Here is an 18,785-nt window from a genome sequence, read left to right as displayed (position 1 = left end):
GGCTTTGTCTATGTTTGTCTGTCATGGATCAGTAAGGCATTTTTAATTAAAAAGTAATACGCGCCAGAACCTCCCCCAATTGAGGTACATCAATTCATTGATCTATGATTCAGTAATAATGATAATCATCAAGACTTACTGGGTGTTAAGACCTGCTGGGTGTTTTAGTACTAGATGTTTTAGATAAAGCACCTGTTTCCAGCGTTTAGTAACAGTTTTAAATTACCATCTTCATCATTAGTTTCAGAGCATTAGCTTGTCTATCTTGATGTTGCGTTTCATCTGCGAACAGTAATATTTATTCATCAGCCAGTGGTTGATTAAGTTTAAAGTTCATCAGTTAAAAGTTCATCCGTTTAAGAGATTATTCCGTTTAAGGCTTATTGCGAGGGGTTATGTCAGACGAAATTTCAAACGAAAACTGGATTTCGAATAAAACCTATATTTCGAATAAGACCTATGACGAGATTGAAGTCGGTGATTCAGCCAGTGTTGAACACGAATTGACGTTACAAGATGTCCAATTGTTTGCTGTTATGTCCGGTGATGTAAACCCCGCACATGTGGATCAAGAGTATGCAAAAAGTGACTCATTTCATGCCATTATCGGGCATGGCATGTGGAGTGGTGCTCTTATTTCTACCGCGTTGGGCACTCGGTTACCCGGTCCAGGCACCATATACGTAGACCAATCGTTGCAGTTTCTACGTCCGGTGAAATTGGGTGATAAAATATCGGTTCGAGTGACGGTTATTGAAAAATTAGGTGCTGATAATCATCGTGTTAAACTGGCTTGTGTGTGTACGAATCAACAAGGACTAGAAGTTGTCACTGGTGAAGCATGTGTAATTGCACCGACAGAAAAAGTACATAGGCCCCGTGTATTACTTCCCAGAGTGGAATTAAAGCCAACTGAAAATGATTTTTTTTCTGGATTAATTAAAAGAGCTCAAGCTGAAACACCACTGAAGACTGCCATTGTTCACCCTGTGGATGAAGCCTCACTCGGCGGTGCGCTGGATGCAGCAGAACAAGGTATTATCGAGCCAATATTGATTGGTCCAGAGCATAAAATCCGGCATGCCGCAGAAGTACTTCATGTATCGTTAGACGATTATGTGATTGTTGGAACGGAGCACAGTCATGAGGCAGCCGATGTTGCCGTTTCCATGGCGAAACACGGGGATGTGCAGGCGTTAATGAAAGGGCATATTCATACGGATGAATTGATGCATGCCGTACTGAATAAAGAACGAGGTATTCGAACGGATCGACAAGTGAGCCATACCTTTCTGATGGATGTGCCTAGCTATGAAAAACCTCTTTTTATTACTGATGCTGCCATTAATATTCAACCCAGTTTAACGCAAAAAAAAGACATCGTTCAAAATGCGATAGAGCTATTTTATTCGTTAATGAATTATGAGCCGAAAGTGGCTTTGGTTTCTGCGGTAGAAACCGTTAATGAAGCAATACCTTCTACGTTGGATGCAACCGCATTGTGTAAAATGGCGGACAGAGGTCAAATTAAAGGCGCGATACTGGATGGACCGTTGGCATTCGATAATGCTATTTCTAAAGAAGCTGCGAAAGCAAAAGGAATTGTGTCTCCTGTGGCAGGTGATGCTGATATTATTGTCGTACCAGACATAGAAGCGGGTAATATGTTGTATAAGCAAATGCGCTTTCTTTTTAATATTGAGGGGGCTGGAGTGGTGCTGGGAGCGCGAGTGCCCATTATTTTAACCAGCCGCGCTGCGGGAATTGGGCAAACTCGCCTCGCGTCTTGTGCTGTTGCCTCTCTTTATGCTCACTTTCATTCTTCGTTATCTCATTAAACAATACCGTTCAGCGAGTGTTGCTTGTTACTGAATTTCTAGCAGCACTAAAACAGGTCTAATTTCATTACTGTGAATATAGAAGCCATACTCACTATTAATGTTGGTTCATCAAGCGTGAAGTATTCGCTGTATCGCTTATGCGTTAACACTCTTGAAAACCCTCTTATTGAAATAACGACAGGGCGTATGTTGTTTGAAGCGCATTTAACGGATGATACGGAAAAAATTAATCATGCATTAATTACCCTGTTGGATAGATTATCGGTTGAGTTTTGTGATGTGGTAATAATGGGTATTGTACACCGTGTGGTGCATGGTGGCTCAATGTATACAAAGCCAGTCAAGATTAATAAGCAGGTCATCGAAGCGTTACAATCGCTAATACCCTTGGCGCCAATGCATATTAAGCCCGAGTTGTGCGCGATAAATATGTTATTTAAAACTTTCCCCAACACGCTTCAAGTTGCTTGTTTTGATACCAGTTTTCATTCAACTCAGCCGGAGTTAGAAAAATGGTTTCCATTACCTGCTCCTTTGTTTAATGATGGTATTCATCGTTATGGTTTTCATGGCCTGTCTTATGAATATATATCGAGGCTTATACCGAAGGTTATCCCAAAAGAGCATCGGCAAAAAGTGTTGGTTGCCCATCTCGGCAGTGGAGCAAGTTTGTGTGCCTTATACAAAGGGAAAAGTATTGCTTCATCCATGGGATTTACCGCGTTAGATGGTTTAATGATGGGAACACGCTGTGGCTCAATTGATCCTGGTGTGGTGTTGCATTTACTGCAACAAAAAGGCATGACAGCGGATGCAGTATCTTCATTATTGTATAAAAACAGTGGCTTATTGGGAGTTTCAGGCGAAAGCGCCGATATTCGTGACTTGGTGTCTTCAGAATCTCCGTCTGCTCAACGAGCTTTGGATTTATTTTCGTACTCTGTGGCTAAACATGCCGGCAGTCTTATCATGATAATGAGTGGAATTGACGCAATTATCTTTACTGGCGGTGTTGGGGAAAATAGTGCCGAAATACGGAAAAACGTTCTTCAATATTTTCATTGGTTGAATGCTATTATAGATGTTTCAGCCAACAATACGCATTCACAAGTATTACACCACCCCAAAAGTACCATTGGTATTTATAAAATTTCGACGAATGAAGAATGGATGCTAGCCTATCATTGTTTCTCTTTTTTGAAAGCGGACGCTTTTTGAGTACTATCATTGAGAATCGTGATTACATGTCTGACTTTTAGGGTTTAACACATGAAATAAATGATTTCTTTCGAGGTGTGAATGAACAATCTCCCGGCGTTTAATTTAAATGGAAAGCGTGGTCTCGTGGTGGGTATTGCGAATGAGCAATCCATCGCATGGGGTTGTGCTCGATATTTTGCTCAGGCAGGCGCTGAGTTAGCAATCACGTATTTGAATGATAAAGCAGAAGTACATGTCCGGCCACTAGCTGATGCTGTTAATGCCCGTTTTCTTTTACCCTTAAATGTAGATGATGATGAACAAATGAATGCCCTCTTTGACACCTTACAGGTTGAGTGGGGGCGCATCGACTTCATCTTGCATTCAATTGCATTTGCACCATCTCAGGATTTACATGGCAGAGTGGTAGACTGTTCACGCCAAGGTTTTTTATCTGCGATGGATATTTCCTGCCATTCTTTATTTCGACTCGTAAAACGGGCAGAGCCGCTCATGACACAAGGCGGCTCAATTATTACCGTAAGTTATTATGGTGCAGAAAAAGTGGTTGATCATTATAGTTTGATGGGCCCAGTCAAAGCAGCATTAGAGTGCAGTGTTCGTTATTTGGCGGCTGAGTTGGGGGCGTCGAAAATTAGAGTGAATGCTTTGTCACCCGGACCACTACTAACACGGGCAGCATCTGGTATTGAGCATTTTGACGAATTGTTATCTGAGCACTTAAAAAAATCCCCACTGAAAAGACCTCTAGATTTAAATGATGTTGGTGCGTTTGCCCAATTTTTAGTAAGCGATGCGGCTAAGAATATTACAGGAAGTGTTCATTATATTGATGGTGGATATGAAATTATGGATTAGAAAAACAGTAAAGAATCATGCGGTTTTAATGATTTCTATAATGTGATTGATAAGTTGAATAATCGTGTGAGGCGATATTATGTCTAATGATGCGGCTGATGTATCTCCAGCAATTTCAAAAAAGTTTATCGATAAAAGAGCGGTGGCAGAGTCATCAGATGATCTAGAAAATAACATCGTTGCCGAAGATGAAACAACCACTGAATTTTGTTGTGATTCGTTGATCAATAAGGTCGACCCCAAACAAGGTTTAAGCCAGCAAGATGTTGATATTCTCATGCGTCGTTATGGACCTAATACGCTTCCTGTTCCGCCTTTGCCTGGTTTATTCCAACTGTTTTTACGGCAGTTTCTGAGTCCGTTTATTTACATATTATTAATTGCGTCCTTACTGTCTTTTCTGCTGAATCAAATTCCCAACGGTATCTTTATACTTATTGTATTGGCGATTAATGCAATTATTGGAACAGTTCAAGAATATTCTGCGCAGCAATCTGCTGCCGCCTTGCGAAATTTAGTGAAAGGCAAGGCTCGTGTTAGGCGTAATGGTCAAGACCTGTGGGTGGATGTTGAAACGTTGGTGCCGGGGGATATCGTTTTATTGGAATCCGGCGATAAAGTGCCTGCCGATATAGCGTTGTTTTCCGTTGCCAATTTTTCGGTTGATGAGTCTATGTTGACCGGTGAATCTGTTGCAATTACAAAACTGGCGGAGGGAAATAAAGACACTAATACGCCATTGGCAGAACGTAATGGAGTATGTTTTGCGGGCACCATTGTGACTCGTGGTCGTGGAAGAGGACGAGTGATCGCAACAGCATTGGCAACAGAGCTCGGAAAAATTTCTCATCAAGTCAGTCATGAAGAAGACAGCGAGCCACCATTAATGATTCGAATCCGTCGTTTTACTTATCAAACGGCTGCAGCTATTTTTATGGGCATTTTGCTGCTGGTTGGCATGATGTTGATACGAGGCGGATACGATTTAGAAGGCATGGCAATGATGGCCATTGGCTTGGCTGTTTCAACCATTCCAGAAGGATTGCCGGCGGCATTAACGGTTGCGCTTTCCATTGGTATGCGCAGAATGGCAAAAAATAATGTGATTATCCGAAAGCTGATCGCAGTAGAAGCGTTGGGGTCGTGTACATTTATTTGTTCTGATAAAACCGGTACGTTGACGGTGAATGAACTGACGGTGAAAAAAGTTTTACTGCCCGGAAAAACGGAAGGTATACCGATTGAGATAGGAGGAGAGGGGATTGCTCCGGGAGAGATTCAGTGGAATGAATCGTCAGCAGCGCTACAAACCGGGTTGGAGCAACTCTGTGTCAGTGCCATACTGGCAAATGAAAGTGAGTTGGATTATCACAGCTCCAATTGGTCTGCATCGGGTGATATTGTGGATGTGGCCTTTTTGGTATTGGCGGTCAAAGCCGGTATGTCGATTGAGACAGTGCGTAATATTCACCGGCAGAAAAGGTTGATTCCTTATGAATCAGAAAGGGCCTTTAGTGGTAGTTTGAATTGCTTCGAAGATGATGGACGTGATTGTTTTCATGTGAAAGGTAGTCCTGAAAAAATTCTTTCAATGTGTACTACCATGAATGTACTCGGTGAATGTGTACCGTTAGATAGAGCACTATTGGAAGCCCAATATGAAGCCTCTGCTCGGAATGGATATCGAATTCTGGCTGTTGCAAGAAAAATAACGAATGCCAAAGACACGGTTATTAAGAGTGAATTGACACATGAGCCTGATTGCCAAAGTGATGCCGATGGGTTAGATGATCAATTGGTTGATATGGAATTTATGGGCATGGTGGCCATGATTGATCCTGTTCGGCCTGAAGCAAAAGCAGCGGTATCTCAGTGTCGATCCGGAGGAATTGAAGTGGCGATGGTCACAGGTGATCATCCTGTTACCGCAAAGGCTATTGCTCTTGAATTAGGTTTATGCCAACAAGAAGATCCGGTTGTAACGGGTTCGGATATTCATCTTGCCAATCAACAAGCTGATAATTTGGCTGCAGAGTTGATTCGACCTTGTCGTGTTTTTGCACGAATTGAACCGCAACAAAAACAACAAATTGTAGAAACTCTGATGCGTCAAGGGCATTTTGTTGCTGTGACCGGTGATGGTGTGAATGACGCACCTGCCATGCGACAAAGCCATGTTGGTGTGGCGATGGGTAAGCGTGGTACCGATGTTGCCAAAGAAACTGCCCAACTTATTATTACCGATGACAATTTTGCTTCTATTGTGAAGGGCATAGAGCAGGGCCGAATTGTTTACAATAATATCCGAAAAGTCATTGGATTATTAATTGCGACAGGTTTTTCAGCGTTATTATTATTCTTTCTCACGGTTACAGCAGGGTTGCCAATGCCATTGACGGCTTTACAATTATTGTGGCTAAACTTGGTGGCAAATGGTTTGCAGGATGTTGCTTTAGCATTTGAACCTGGGGAGGGAGGTGAATTGGATAAACGCCCTAGGCGCCCAAGTGAGCCTATTTTTGAGCGTCATATTATTGAGCATATTCTTATTGCGGGAGGGGCAATGGGGATATTGGCATTCAGCGTATTCAGCTTTTTGAATTACAGTGGTTATGGTATTGATTCTGCCCGTAATTTAACATTATTTTTAATGGTATTTTTTGGTAACTTGCACGCCTTAAGTAGCCGATCTGAGCATAGATCTTTATTTAAAATACCACTTAAAAGCAATGTCTTTCTTGCCTGTGCGGTACCGATTGCGCAAGGCTTGCATATCTTGGCCATGTATACCCCCGGATTAAGAGAAGTATTGTCTTTGGAGCCTATTTCATTGCAGCAGTGGTTTGCATTGTTTGGAGTGGCCTGTATGTTTCTACTGGTAGAAGAGCTTCACAAAGCCTATGGGCGCTCACGTATGCGACTTGCTTAACTTTCCCAAATAAGATTGTTAATCTGTAAATAAAAGCACCCAATACCGGAGAAGGTATTGGGTGAAGTATACTTACCAATAGATTTATCTTATCAATGGATTTATGCGTATTTAAGAATTTATGTGTATTTAGGACGATGCACTAGATCGTTAAATATTGCTTATACACATGAACGCACTTCTACTGCCGGCACTTTAATATAAATAATTTAATGCAGTGATATCGCCATTAACTAATACTAGAGTTTCAAAAGGCCCTTCAACGTAATTGTTGGTTCTGCGGTTATAAGTCGACGTGGTTAACTCTGTTAATTGTATTTTTAATTTGGATGATTGGCGCAAAATATTTTTTCTTCTATTTAAAGTAATTTATGGGCGTCTTTTGGTTGTTTTAAAGATTTTCTTGTTTTTTCTAAAGATTTAGTAAGTGCCAATGTGATGTGATTTTTTTATCTAAGAATACGGGCTTTTATGAGTGTGAATATGAACTCGTGCGGTAGTGCACCATCTGTATAAAAAATGCTCTTTTTTGTGGTGGAAGCAGGTAGGGCATTTGAAATAGTACGAATCACTTGGAATGCGTTACTATGGACCGCTTTGGTGCCTCGAGCCTGTTTTGGTACGTATGACTCTTCTAAGTATGTGTTTGTGAGCACAAGTGGGTGTACTGATATGGCAGATGGTATGAATCATCATAAGAATGAGAAGGTAATATTTTGTCACTTATTACACCAGATAACCATTTGGCCATTATGGCGGTTTTGTTTTTAATTTCTGCTGCTGGTTTCAGTTTAGAGAAAACCAAAGTCGGGAGGCAGCTGACCGGTGCGGTGATCGTAATCTTATTGACCATTGCCACAGCCAACCTCAATATCATTCCCCATCAGGCGGTGGCATATGACTTTGTTTTCAAATATATCGTACCGATGCTGATCCCTTTATTTCTTTTTAAGGCTGACTTAAAACGAATTTTATTTGAGACTACTCGTACAACATTTGCCTTTCTTATTGCAAGTATAGGTACTGTGCTCGGGGTATTGATTGCCATTATCTTATTTGATTTCAGTAGTTTGGCTACGACCGCACCGATTAACGTAGATCAGAGAGAGGCGGCTATTGCTGGATTGTTTACGTCTTCCTATATTGGGGGGTCTGTAAATTATGCAGCGTTGGGTGAGATGACGGGTTTGATTAAAGATGCATCGTTTTTCTCGGCTGCTACTGCCACAGATAATTTATGCAGTGCGATATTTTTAGGCTTATTAGCAACTTTACCAGGTTGGCAATGGTTGGTGCGGCGCTTTGCTTTTCAAAGAGACAATATTGATTTATCGGTGCCTAAGCCGGTAAAGACAGCATCAGAGCATCCGGTTTCGGCAATGAGCCTTTGTATTTCAATTGCACTGTCTTTGTCGATTGTGGTTGTTTCTGATGTGCTTGTTCAGATGTTTGATTTAACCCATTGGCGTTATATTTTAATCAGTGTTTTGGCATTGATCATTGCGACATTGGGCAGTAATCATATGCGTTATTTGGCAGGCAGCTTTGAAATGGGGGTTGGTTTATCCTTCGTCTTTTTTGCTGCTATTGCGGCTGGGGCTGATGTGGTTGCCATGGTAAAAGTAGCTCCGTTGTTAATTATATTGGTGGTGGTTTTGCTCTCAGTGCATTTATTGGTGGTGTTGAGTGTCGGTCGATTATTCCGGTTAACGTTACCGGAGCTGATTACGGCTTCTAATGCGGCGATATTAGGGGCAACCACAGCACCTGCATTGGCTGCGGCCAAAGGTTGGCATGATCAGGTTACCCCTGGTGTGTTAGTGGGTGTATTTGGTTATGCATTAGGTACTTTCGTAGGTAGCCTTGTATTCACAATGCTTTCTTAGTGTGTACGAGTGAGTATTGTGGCGTAAAGGAATCAAAAAAGAGGGGGTTGGAATGAGAAACGCACTCTACAAGAAGAGTCGTTTGGCACAATTTTGTATTCTGGTTATTGTGGTGGCTGTATTCAGTGGGGTCTCTCTAGATAGTTTTTCTCAAGATAGTGTTTCTCAAGACAGTGTTTCTCAAGACAGTGTTTCTCAAGACAGCACCTCTCAAAAAAGAGTTTATGGGGAGTCTCGTGTGGTAGAGGTTAGCGTTGACCGTTCAGTGCTATTACACGGTGACGGCACTTGGGAATATATTGCTAAACCGTTTGTGGTTACGATGGAGGAGGATAAAAAAATCTTGCTTCGACCGGATGGAACGTGGAAGCCGATTACCACGTTAAAAGACTTACAAGCGGGTGAGGCGATTCAAATTATTAATACAAAACATGATCAAAAAACGATGTCTGCCAATCATGCAACCGTTTTTCTGGATGAGGTCTATGTCCAAGAATTTATGAAGAAGCTCCCTGGTTTGAAAAATAACCGTTTGTCTTCGTTAACCCATTGGAAGGTTTCCATTACCGCTTCGAGTCTTGCTATTTCCCCAATGAATCTAGGGGATATTGAAACCGCTCAGGTGAGAATGTTCGATAATGATAATAAAAGTTATGACGTCGTTAAAATCACGCCTTCCCACGCTCAGTTAAACCCCGGTGAAACAGGTCAGTTACATATTGTGGCTGATGGCGCACCGGGTTCGCTTTTCGGGCCTAAAACGGTATTTCTTGCCTTTAAATCTACCATTGAACACTTTCCTAGCCCGTTGAAGTTGGAGAAAAGTGTAAGAGACTTAAAGCGAATACGGGATGAGTAATTATTTAATCATTAAATTCTTACTTAACGTTGCCTTTTAAAATTGATTTTAAAAGTCAGCCGGAAAGGTTTTTTTTAAAAAATACAGTGCTTTGCATAGTCTTTGGCTTCGTTCACTGTCCAGTCGCCTTTTGGTTTTTCATCCATCGACTCACACCATTCTGGGCTGCCAATTTCTGCTGTACAGCCTGATAACAGTAAAAGTGTAAAGGTTATCTTCGCCAAGAATTTCATGGATTTCTCTCCGTTTATTAAGGTAATTGTATTTTGTCGCAAAAGTTTAACATAAATGATGTCAATGAGGCTTTTGGCGAAGTTTTTAACTCTGATTATTATCACGTTATGGATGTTTTTGAAAAGGCAGTGGCAAAGAGTAGGGGTAAGTAAGCGGATTCTTTTGGGGCATAAGTCCATAGCTGTTTGATTTTATGTATTCTTTACCTCTACAGTAACGTAAATGAACGACAATTTTGCAGTATTTTAAGGAAACTGATTCAGTGAAAAAAACTCTAGAGTATATAGAGTAACGAAAAAATCAGTGCGAGATTGGCCTTGTTTTGTCGCCTTATTCCAAAAGTCTATTTTCATTGAAATATTGTTGTCATCTTTATTACGTTTTAATGGATTGATTGTAGTTTGTAAACGCTTTCACTTTGATGTAAACCTTGATTACTGTGTTCTTTATCGTCCGCTTTGAGTGTGATGGTGGTTGTGGGTCGCTGAGGTGGTCAATGTAACCCTCGTGTAATGCCGTGGTTAGCCGTTGTGTGTTGTTAATCCGGTAAGTCCTTAACTTTAGGAGCCTAATGTCATGAGCAGTGTGAATTCATCTCAGTCTTCTTTGTCATCCGTCTCGGCCCATCAAGAATGTGATGTTCTGATTGTTGGCGGAGGGGTTGCTGGGTGCGCAACGGCCATTGCCATCAACCAACAGGCACCAACGCTGCGTGTGGTGGTGATTGAAAAATCAGACGATCAAACCCCTGCTTCTATTGGTGAAAATCTCTCGCCGCAGGTGGTTGAGCCTTTAAAAGCGTTGGGCTTATGGGATAGTTTTCGCCACAACGAATTTTTGCCCAATTGTGGTACGGCAGCGTCGTGGGGAAAAGAGGCATTAGATCACTATGATTTCAGCCTTTCTCCATTCAATCAGGGGTGGAACATCAGTCGCCAGCAATTTGCGATGTGGCTCAAACAAGAGGTAGAAAATAGAGGTATAGAGATCGTTCAACCGGCCTCTGTAAATTGTGTTGAGAGGCACTCCGGTCAATGGCGAATCGAGGTGAGCACGCCGCTGTCTGAATCCCGCTACCATTGGCAAGCGGCGTTTTTGGTGGACGCTTCTGGCCGTCGCTCTGTGGTAACTTCGCAATTAGGTATTGCACGCACTTCTGTGGATAACTTGGTGTCGGTTTACGGCTTCGTGGAGCAAGATCGCCAAAGTATGGTAAACCATGGGCTCAATGCATCGGGTTGCTCTGGAGCACTCTCTTCGCTCAGCGCTTTGTTTGAAGCGACTCATTATGGGTGGTGGTACAGTGTACCATTAATGAATGGTGGCTATATGGTGGCGGCCATGACAGATGCTGATATCGCAAAAGAATTGTTATTGTCTGACCCAGATGCTTGGAAGAAATCACTTCGAACCATGACGCATACCTGTTCGAGACTCGGAGATATTCATTGGCTGGACGGTGCGATGGTCAATACTGAAGACGAAAAGATGCGTTTACGCAAAGTGTGCGCACAAAGCCAATATTTAAGTCAGGTGGTGGGCAGTGGTTGGTTGGCGGTGGGTGATTCAGCTGGGTGTTATGACCCGCTTCTTTCCCAAGGCATTGTTGCGCCGTTGTCTTTAGCACCGCTCGCCGCGACGGTGGCTGTGCATTCTGCTTCTCATCAAGAAGACAGTGAAACGATTCGTCAATATGCCACAGCGTGTGAAAAAACTTGGCATGACTATTTGGTGATGCGTGAGCGTTTGTATTCGGAAGAGCGACGTTTCCAAGAGTATGCTTTTTGGTCGCGTCGTCAGCATCACTCTGAAGAAATGGCTGTAGGATAAGTTCGTTTAGACTGTGTTTTTAGAATGGATGTGTTTCAAGTTGAGATACATTTAGCAATAAAAAAGGGCGCATAAGCGCCCTCAAAAGGGAATGGTACCTCTCCTGGAGTTCAGGTACCTAACAGTACTTACCATACAGCAAGGCAAATTAGGGCTGACAAATTTGCATCGCTGTAATATTGAATACTGAAAGAGCGCCAAAAAATGTTCATTTAAATTTTCACATTGTTAGAGCGCTGTTTTAACGAGTTTCCCGTCTTATTAGTTTGGTACGCTTTGAGTGCTTGCCGGAATGTCGATAACCGGTGTCTGTTCATCAATCGAGAAGACAAACTCAGCCAAGTTATTGAGCATTTCTGCATCATTCAATGCGGTTTCAATAGTGGCGCCTTCTTGTGCAGGTAGCGTGTGCACGGCAAAGACATCCGCGAGGGTTACGGCACTACCATCATGCAGGTAAGGAGAGTTCAAGCCCGCCCCAAGCAGTGAGGGCGTGTTGAAGCCAATACCACCCAATGAGTTAAAGCCTTGAGTCGATTGTCTGGCCACTTCGATGCCTTCATTCGGATCACCTTTGATAGTGATAAATCCACCACCTAGCCCGCCTGCGCCACGAATTTCTAAGACGTTGTCATTATCGCGAGTGCCGACAACATCCAAGAAGTTGGTTACCACATTGTCGATGTTAACAGAGCGAATTTGTGGCCCCGCGACGGTGAGGTTCGGGTCAAGCGCTGGTTCTCTGCCTGCGGCAAAAAAGTTGGCAGTCAATGGGTTGCCGTTGAAGGTCGGGTTGTTTTGGTAAGCGGTTACCGTACTTTTTGTCCACTTCTCGCCACCATGACAACTGGCGCAATGGCTCTCAAAGGTTTCACGGCCTTGGGCAAGCACGGCTGCGTCTTCAATGTCTGGCATAATTGGCGCACGTACAGAATTAGCAACCCATTCGGTCATCGCATCTAATGCGTCACTAATACCTTCGGTAGGGCCATGGTTAAACACTTGCGCAGTTTTATTTTCGCCATTCACTTCACCGGCAAAACCTGTACCGCCCTGTACATTTCTGGAGTTGTTATTAAAGTCCGTTACGCTACCGCGTACGCCGTTCCAGTTTAGAATACGCTGGTCTTCCGAGTTACTTTTCGCAAAAGTTCCTTCCAGTGGCAGCGTTTGGCGTGGCCCGGTTGGGAAAATCCAGGTAACGTTATCACTGTGGCCGTCCTCGTGGCAGGAAGCACAACTACTCCAGCCATTATCAGACGCCTTATTGCGGAATTCTAATGGGTCGATGTCACGAATGTTAAGGTCAAACGCGTTATCACCTGTGGTATCGAAGGTATCGGGTGTACCCAGTGCGGTATAAAACACAAGTTTACCCAATAAATTACGGTGCGCTTGTGAACCCTCTGCAGGCAGGGCACTGGCGGGCATGTCTTCTACTAAAACCTGGTTATTTTCTAGGTCGATTGCGGTAACGGACAAACCCACTTCATTATTGGTGTAGGCGCGAGTTCCATCACTACTCATGACAACACCGCTTGGAATATTACCGGTTTTAAAACGGATTACACCGCTGTCGGCATTAATATCAAGGTTACCGTTTTCGTCTAGCCCGGCACGCATCACATAATTACCACCACGGCTCACAATTAAAAATTGATCACCTGCAGAATTCGCATCAATCGCGACGACATCATTACCAAAAACACGATCTAAAGAAGCTGTTTCTTCTTCAGGTTGCGTTTCTGCTTTAATTTGGTCGTTTAAATTAAGAGTGGAATCTTCACCGGTGGTTAAATCTACTGAACTCACCAGGGCTTGAACGTTAACATTAAATTTAACAGGGGGCTCAGGGGAGGCGCCGACATTCGGGATATACAAGGTATTATCACGAATCATCGCGGCAAATAAATTATTGGTGTAGGCACCTTGAGGTGTTTTGGCAATAGGCCCATCATCACTGATGTCACTGCTGGTATTGTCCGGGCAAAAAACATCGCTTTTTAGTAACGCGGCACCATCACCAGCGCCATCGATACCACTGTTAAAAAAAACGGTGCCATTGTCTTGTAACGCATTTCGAGTTTCTTGACAAAAATGACGACGGTCGGCGGCAAAACCGGCGTTATCGAGTGGTGCTAATGTATGTTGGTTGACTACGGGTGAATCGGATAAGCCACTTTCTACAGTAAAGAAAGGCACTACCCCTTGTTTGGCATCATTAAAACCATCAGGACGATTTTCAGGGTCGATAACCTCCGAGAAAAAGCGCGTAACAAAAACACTTTCATCACGATCGTCTTCGTCGCCATCGTTAGAAATGGCTAAAGCCATCGGGTTTCCGCCCACGGTAATAGTATTGACCACTTCCGAACTCGCTACGGAAATCATCGAAACCGTACCGGCAGTGTGATTCGCGACCAGTACATATCGTCCATTAGGCGTGACAGCAATTCCACGAGGCTCAGTACCGACGGCAATTGGATCACCCGAAACACGGGGTACTGCGCCACTAATGTCAATGATTGACACAGTGCCATCAACCGCATTGGTCACAAAAGCAGTGGAATTATCTGGGCTGATGGTGACAAAGCGCGGGTCTTGCCCAACGGCGACTTCACCGAGCGTTAATGCGGTGTCTTCCCCGTTTTCATCTTTGACTTGAATTAACGTCACGCTGTTTTTTTCGCGGTTCACAACCACTAAGCGTTGGTCATCCGAGGTGATTGCAATGGTGCTGGAGCGGCTGGGTAATTCTTGTGTTACCACGGGTGGTTCTGGGTCTGGCGCGGCGGGTGGCGGGGGTGGTGGTGCATCGTTATTGCCACCTCCTCCTCCGCCACCACCACCGCAGCCAATTAGTATTGCTGAGCTGAGGGCGAGAAGGCCTAAATTTTTTGCAAAGCCAGACGGCATCACCCATGAGGTTCTACCACGATTGTTTTGACTGTTCATTTAAGTGTCCTTTAGGTAGTAAAAATTCCGGTGTTTCACAGGTACATCTATGGCGTTCAGTAAAATATGTCTACGAGAGTGCGTAATGTGTGCATGAACTACAGACGCCCAGTTTTCTCAAAGCGTCTCACCGTGCGATTCTTGTTGTATGGGTATTTATTAGCCGACATGGAGAGAAGCTAAGAATATATACTGAGAACTTCAAAAAATAATTCCACTTTTTTAATAAAAGTAGGATGTTTTTTTGATTTAAGATTTTTTGAAAGATTTGTAAAAAAAAGTGCAACCTTTCGTTTGTGTAATCAGTATAACTTAGACAGAAACGCTTGATGAGCATTTCAAATTGGCCAGCGAGACTAAGAATGGCTGAAATCTAGAAATTGACAATTAATTATATTTTGCACAAGGAATAACGAATATGGCTATTTACATGAACTACAACAAATTAGCAGTGAAAGGTAGTGTGACCGCAAAGGGTTATGAGAATTGGATTGAGCTGGATGGAATGAGCAAAGGGCATGGGCGTGCTGTATCAATGGATGTAGGCGCAATGGCAAACCGTGAAGCCTCTCTGCCTATGTTAAGTGAAATGTCGATCTCAAAGAAAATAGACGCAGCGTCGGCTGGGCTTTATAAAGATTCATTGGGGGGAGATGTAGGTGTGCCTGTAGAAATTCATATTGTTCAAACGGGTGCAAAAGGTGTAGAAAAATACGCAGAGTTTAAGTTAGATAGTTGTATGATTTCATCATGGTCCATTGACGCGGCCAATGGTAGCGCTCCATCAGAAAGTATATCGTTGAGCTTTGCTAAAGTTGAAGCGGATCTTACACACGCAGATAAAACCAATAAAAATACTAAGAATGTGAAGGTCGGGTTCTGTTTAGAAAAAGGAACGGCATTGTAGTAGTTGTCATAGTATTGGATGCTCAGTTTGTTGGGCGTCCAATGTAAATGATTGTCCTATTGCATGGCGTTTAACTAAAAGAAATTTTCATTCTTTTTATAATTTCAGATGTGAATTGCTTTTGCTGAATATGGAATTGGAGGTGTGGCAAATGCTATTGCATTGGATGTTAATGGAGAAAGAGCTGGAGTATACAGAATATTTGAATTGGGTCATGGGGAGTATGAAAGTTGTTTAAATTTATTTAAATAGTTCTTTGAGTTGATAAGTTTCTGGGGGTAATGTGAGCAGTTTTGGAAAGGTAAGTATAAAGTTAATAAGAGATTGTATTAAGACAAAAGCGTCGAATTATGGGGGCTGTTGTTATAGGTGGGGATTCAGTCAGCAATTAGGTATGACACATTTTATGGCTAAAAAAGGATTATGTATGGCCTTGTCAGCGATGTATATCCATGAGTTGAGTTGCGGATCTCATTTGTCGAAAAAGCTTTTGGGGGGATGGACTGAAGGAAAAGATTTGGAAGGTGGTAGAAAAATATTTTCAAATTATTGGTATTTGCGTGCAGTGCGCCAAAAATTTAATAACTGGTTTGAAGATCAAGATAACAGAATGATTAAATGGATGGAAAGTCAAGGAAAGCTAATAAAAGATGATAATTTTTCTCAATTTAAAGTCGATACAGATACAAAAAATAATCCTTCTGTGGATAAAGTAATTGAGATTTTGGATCAAGTTCATCAAGAAGTTGGTTATATTATGCTTGGGTATAATTATATAAGAAATGGGCATGAGGTTGCTTTTTGTTTCAACCACTTAACTAATGATTGGCTGTTTTTTGATCCGAATTATGGAGAGTTTAAATTTACCTCATTCGATAATCTTAAAGGGTTTATGAGAGAAATTTTTAAGTTTAATGCGGGTGATGGAGTTCTAAATGACGCTGTCAAAAGTTTGGATCTTGTTTTCTTTAAGAAAAGGAAAGCGTAGGTCTTTGAGAAGCTCTGATAAACCTACGATTATATTTAACAATATTCTAAAAATTATTGAATATAAAATATCCAAAAAATTGAGTTTTTTGCCACTACTATATTAATGGCGGTTTGTCATTTCGGACAAATCCTGCAATTAAATTACGTTTAGCCACTACTAAACTAACTAAGGCATATTTTGTAAATATCGCCTCTGTATTTTTAGCTAAATCTTTGTGCTTTATTTTTCGGTAACCAAACTGATACTTTATCCCTCCAAATATATGCACGATTTTTGGATTTGTTTTTTCATAACCATCCCCAACTTTATCGGCGTGATGACATTGTCATATTTTTGTCCGGTTAATCAAAGATTTTTTAATATTTTTTGAAAAATTTGTAAAAAAGTGCAACCTTTCGTTTGTGTAGTCAGTATAACTTAAACAGAGACGCTTGATGAGCATTTCAAATTGGCCAGCGAGACTAAGAATGGCTGAAATCTAGAAATTGACAATTAATTATATTTTGCACAAGGAATAACGAATATGGCTATTTACATGAACTACAACAAGTTGGCAGTGAAAGGTAGTGTGACCGCAAAGGGTTATGAAAATTGGATTGAGCTGGATGGAATGAGCAAAGGACATGGGCGTGCTGTATCGATGGATGTAGGCGCAATGGCAAACCGTGAAGCCTCTCTCCCTATGTTAAGTGAAATGTCGATCTCAAAGAGAATAGACGCAGCGTCGGCTGGGCTTTATAAAGATTCATTGGGGGGAGATGTAGGTGTGCCTGTAGAAATTCATATTGTTCAAACGGGTGCAAAAGGTGTAGAAAAATACGCAGAGTTTAAGTTAGATAGTTGTATGATTTCATCATGGTCCATTGACGCGGCCAATGGTAGCGCTCCATCAGAAAGCATATCGTTGAGCTTTGCTAAAGTTGAAGCGGATCTTACACACGCAGATAAAACCAATAAAAATACTAAGAATGTGAAGGTCGGGTTCTGTTTGGAAAAAGGAACGGCATTGTAGTAGTTGTCATAGTATTGGATGCTCAGTTTGTTGGGCGTCCAATGTAAATAGTTGTGTCTGCTGTACTATGTTCAACTGAGAGAAAATTTTCTACCAAATTTTTTAAATGTGAAGCAGCGTGAATGAAATTAGGTGCTTGGTAGGGGTGTAAAGGTGAGTATGCTCGATATCAACACGTAATTATCTATGGGAATGCTTTTGGAGTTTTTGGATTTTTTTGAATAATGAATTTTTTATTATGCATGGAGTGTGAAAATGAAGGTTTCAAGAATTGCAGAGAAACATAATGGTCAAGTTAAATGGTATTTTTCGCAGGGTAGTCTGTATGTTTGGAAAAATTATTGTTGGTGGAGTAAGTTTGGCATTTGTATGGCTTTGTCGGGACATTGGATTCACTATAAAGCAAGTAACAGAGAATTGTGGAATGTTATTGGGCGCCGAAGAAGAGGGCACGAAGAGGGTCATTCCAGGCTGATGACTGCTGCGCTGAAGTTAATAGCACAAGATCAGAGTACATGGTCTAAAGAAATTGATGAGGGGAATAAGAAAAAAAATGGGAAAGGAAACCCATGTTTGAATTGGCTTAGATTAGGAGGTGTGGTAGAAGAAAGTGGTTTATCTGCTGGAACTAATATCATAAATCTTGATGACATTGGGTCTCCAGGTGATGTCGTAGCTCCTGGGCCTGTACAGGAAGAACAGTCTCCTCGTATTCCTCCAATAGTCGCAGCCTTAAGGAAAATAAAAAATCAAGGTGACGGTGCAGGTGATCGTTATGCTTATATTACTTTTGGTGGGACAGTTGTAAACGCCAAACCAATTACACCTTGATATTCCAAGGCAACAAAGCCTCCACCTGTTCAACATCATTGACATTGGGCAGTTCTTTAAAAATGTTCTGCAAATATTCGTAAGGGTTGAGCCCATTGGCCTTGGCTGTTTCGATTAAACTGTACAAATTGGCACTGGCTTTCGCTCCCGCCTGACTTTTGCTGAACATCCAATTCTTACGCCCAATCGTGAATGGACGGATTGCGCGCTCTGCTGCATTATTATCGATCGGGTAGCGCCCATCCTCCAGATAGCCGATTAATCGATCCCACTGGTTATTTAGGTACACCAGTGCTACACCCAACTTGGTTTTCGGCGCCACGGTTTGCAGGCTTTTATCCAGCCACTCTTTTAATTTGGCCACAATCGGCTTGGCTTCCTTTTGTCGAAGGGCGTGGCGCTGATCCGGTGGCTCTTCTTTGATTTTCTTT

Annotated in this window: 14 protein-coding genes; 11 read left to right on the top strand and 3 right to left on the bottom strand. The window is 42.2% G+C overall.

Annotated elements, in window-relative coordinates; all coding sequences use genetic code 11:
* Window positions 1-395 precede the first annotated feature (395 nt).
* From LU351_RS01350 to LU351_RS21115, 6 genes are all read left to right on the top strand, one after another.
* On the top strand, window positions 396-1,838 hold the full coding sequence (locus LU351_RS01350) for a bifunctional enoyl-CoA hydratase/phosphate acetyltransferase (RefSeq protein WP_232592208.1): 1,443 nt from the start codon (window positions 396-398) through the stop codon (window positions 1,836-1,838).
* 72 nt (window positions 1,839-1,910) lie between these two features.
* A complete protein-coding gene (locus LU351_RS01345; protein WP_284285010.1) occupies window positions 1,911-3,059 on the top strand; it encodes an acetate/propionate family kinase in 1,149 nt (382 codons plus the stop codon).
* Between the two features lie 81 nt (window positions 3,060-3,140).
* Window positions 3,141-3,920, top strand: coding sequence for an enoyl-ACP reductase FabI (gene fabI, locus LU351_RS01340; RefSeq protein ID WP_232592206.1), 780 nt, complete (start codon window positions 3,141-3,143; stop codon window positions 3,918-3,920).
* Between the two features lie 79 nt (window positions 3,921-3,999).
* A complete protein-coding gene (locus LU351_RS01335) occupies window positions 4,000-6,849 on the top strand; it encodes a cation-translocating P-type ATPase (RefSeq protein WP_232592205.1) in 2,850 nt (949 codons plus the stop codon).
* Window positions 6,850-7,565: 716 nt separating this feature from the next.
* Complete coding sequence (locus tag LU351_RS01330) at window positions 7,566-8,735, top strand: DUF819 family protein (protein ID WP_232592204.1); 1,170 nt, start codon at window positions 7,566-7,568, stop codon at window positions 8,733-8,735.
* Window positions 8,736-8,787: 52 nt separating this feature from the next.
* On the top strand, window positions 8,788-9,594 hold the full coding sequence (locus tag LU351_RS21115; RefSeq protein ID WP_232592203.1) for a hypothetical protein: 807 nt from the start codon (window positions 8,788-8,790) through the stop codon (window positions 9,592-9,594).
* Window positions 9,595-9,668: 74 nt separating this feature from the next.
* Here the strand turns inward: LU351_RS21115 and LU351_RS01320 are convergent, their stop codons facing one another.
* Window positions 9,669-9,827, bottom strand: coding sequence for a DUF3012 domain-containing protein (locus tag LU351_RS01320; protein WP_232592202.1), 159 nt, complete (start codon window positions 9,825-9,827; stop codon window positions 9,669-9,671).
* A gap of 577 nt (window positions 9,828-10,404) precedes the next feature.
* On the opposite strand from LU351_RS01320, the gene LU351_RS01315 reads away from it, so the two are divergent.
* Window positions 10,405-11,658, top strand: coding sequence for an NAD(P)/FAD-dependent oxidoreductase (locus tag LU351_RS01315; protein WP_232592201.1), 1,254 nt, complete (start codon window positions 10,405-10,407; stop codon window positions 11,656-11,658).
* A 261-nt stretch (window positions 11,659-11,919) separates the two neighbouring features.
* On the opposite strand, the gene LU351_RS01310 is transcribed toward LU351_RS01315, so the two are convergent.
* The gene (locus LU351_RS01310; RefSeq protein WP_232592200.1) at window positions 11,920-14,613 is read right to left on the bottom strand and encodes a beta-propeller fold lactonase family protein; all 2,694 of its coding nucleotides are present in this window, start codon (window positions 14,611-14,613) and stop codon (window positions 11,920-11,922) included.
* Window positions 14,614-15,031: 418 nt separating this feature from the next.
* Here LU351_RS01310 and LU351_RS01305 point away from each other — a divergent pair, with 418 nt between their 5' ends.
* The 4 genes from LU351_RS01305 to LU351_RS01290 all read left to right on the top strand — a co-directional run bounded on the left by LU351_RS01305 (window position 15,032) and on the right by LU351_RS01290 (window position 18,354).
* On the top strand, window positions 15,032-15,520 hold the full coding sequence (locus tag LU351_RS01305; protein WP_232592199.1) for an Hcp family type VI secretion system effector: 489 nt from the start codon (window positions 15,032-15,034) through the stop codon (window positions 15,518-15,520).
* 283 nt (window positions 15,521-15,803) lie between these two features.
* The gene (locus LU351_RS01300) at window positions 15,804-16,508 is read left to right on the top strand and encodes a YopT-type cysteine protease domain-containing protein (RefSeq protein ID WP_232592198.1); all 705 of its coding nucleotides are present in this window, start codon (window positions 15,804-15,806) and stop codon (window positions 16,506-16,508) included.
* 526 nt (window positions 16,509-17,034) lie between these two features.
* Entirely contained in the window at window positions 17,035-17,523 is a 489-nt protein-coding gene (locus LU351_RS01295) for an Hcp family type VI secretion system effector (RefSeq protein ID WP_232592197.1), read from the top strand.
* Window positions 17,524-17,778: 255 nt separating this feature from the next.
* Complete coding sequence (locus LU351_RS01290; RefSeq protein ID WP_232592196.1) at window positions 17,779-18,354, top strand: hypothetical protein; 576 nt, start codon at window positions 17,779-17,781, stop codon at window positions 18,352-18,354.
* On the opposite strand, the gene LU351_RS01285 is transcribed toward LU351_RS01290, so the two are convergent.
* Window positions 18,344-18,785, bottom strand: a 442-nt coding sequence (locus tag LU351_RS01285; RefSeq protein ID WP_232592195.1) for an IS66 family transposase, incomplete at its 5' end; no start/stop codon positions are given. The two genes, LU351_RS01290 and LU351_RS01285, sit on opposite strands and share 11 nt — an antisense overlap.

The organism is Marinibactrum halimedae, assembly GCF_021234875.1.
Taxonomy (GTDB): Bacteria; Pseudomonadota; Gammaproteobacteria; order Pseudomonadales; family Cellvibrionaceae; genus Marinibactrum; species Marinibactrum halimedae.
The sequence above is the reverse complement of the archived record's forward strand: the minus strand, read 5'-3'. Positions and strand labels throughout refer to the sequence as shown.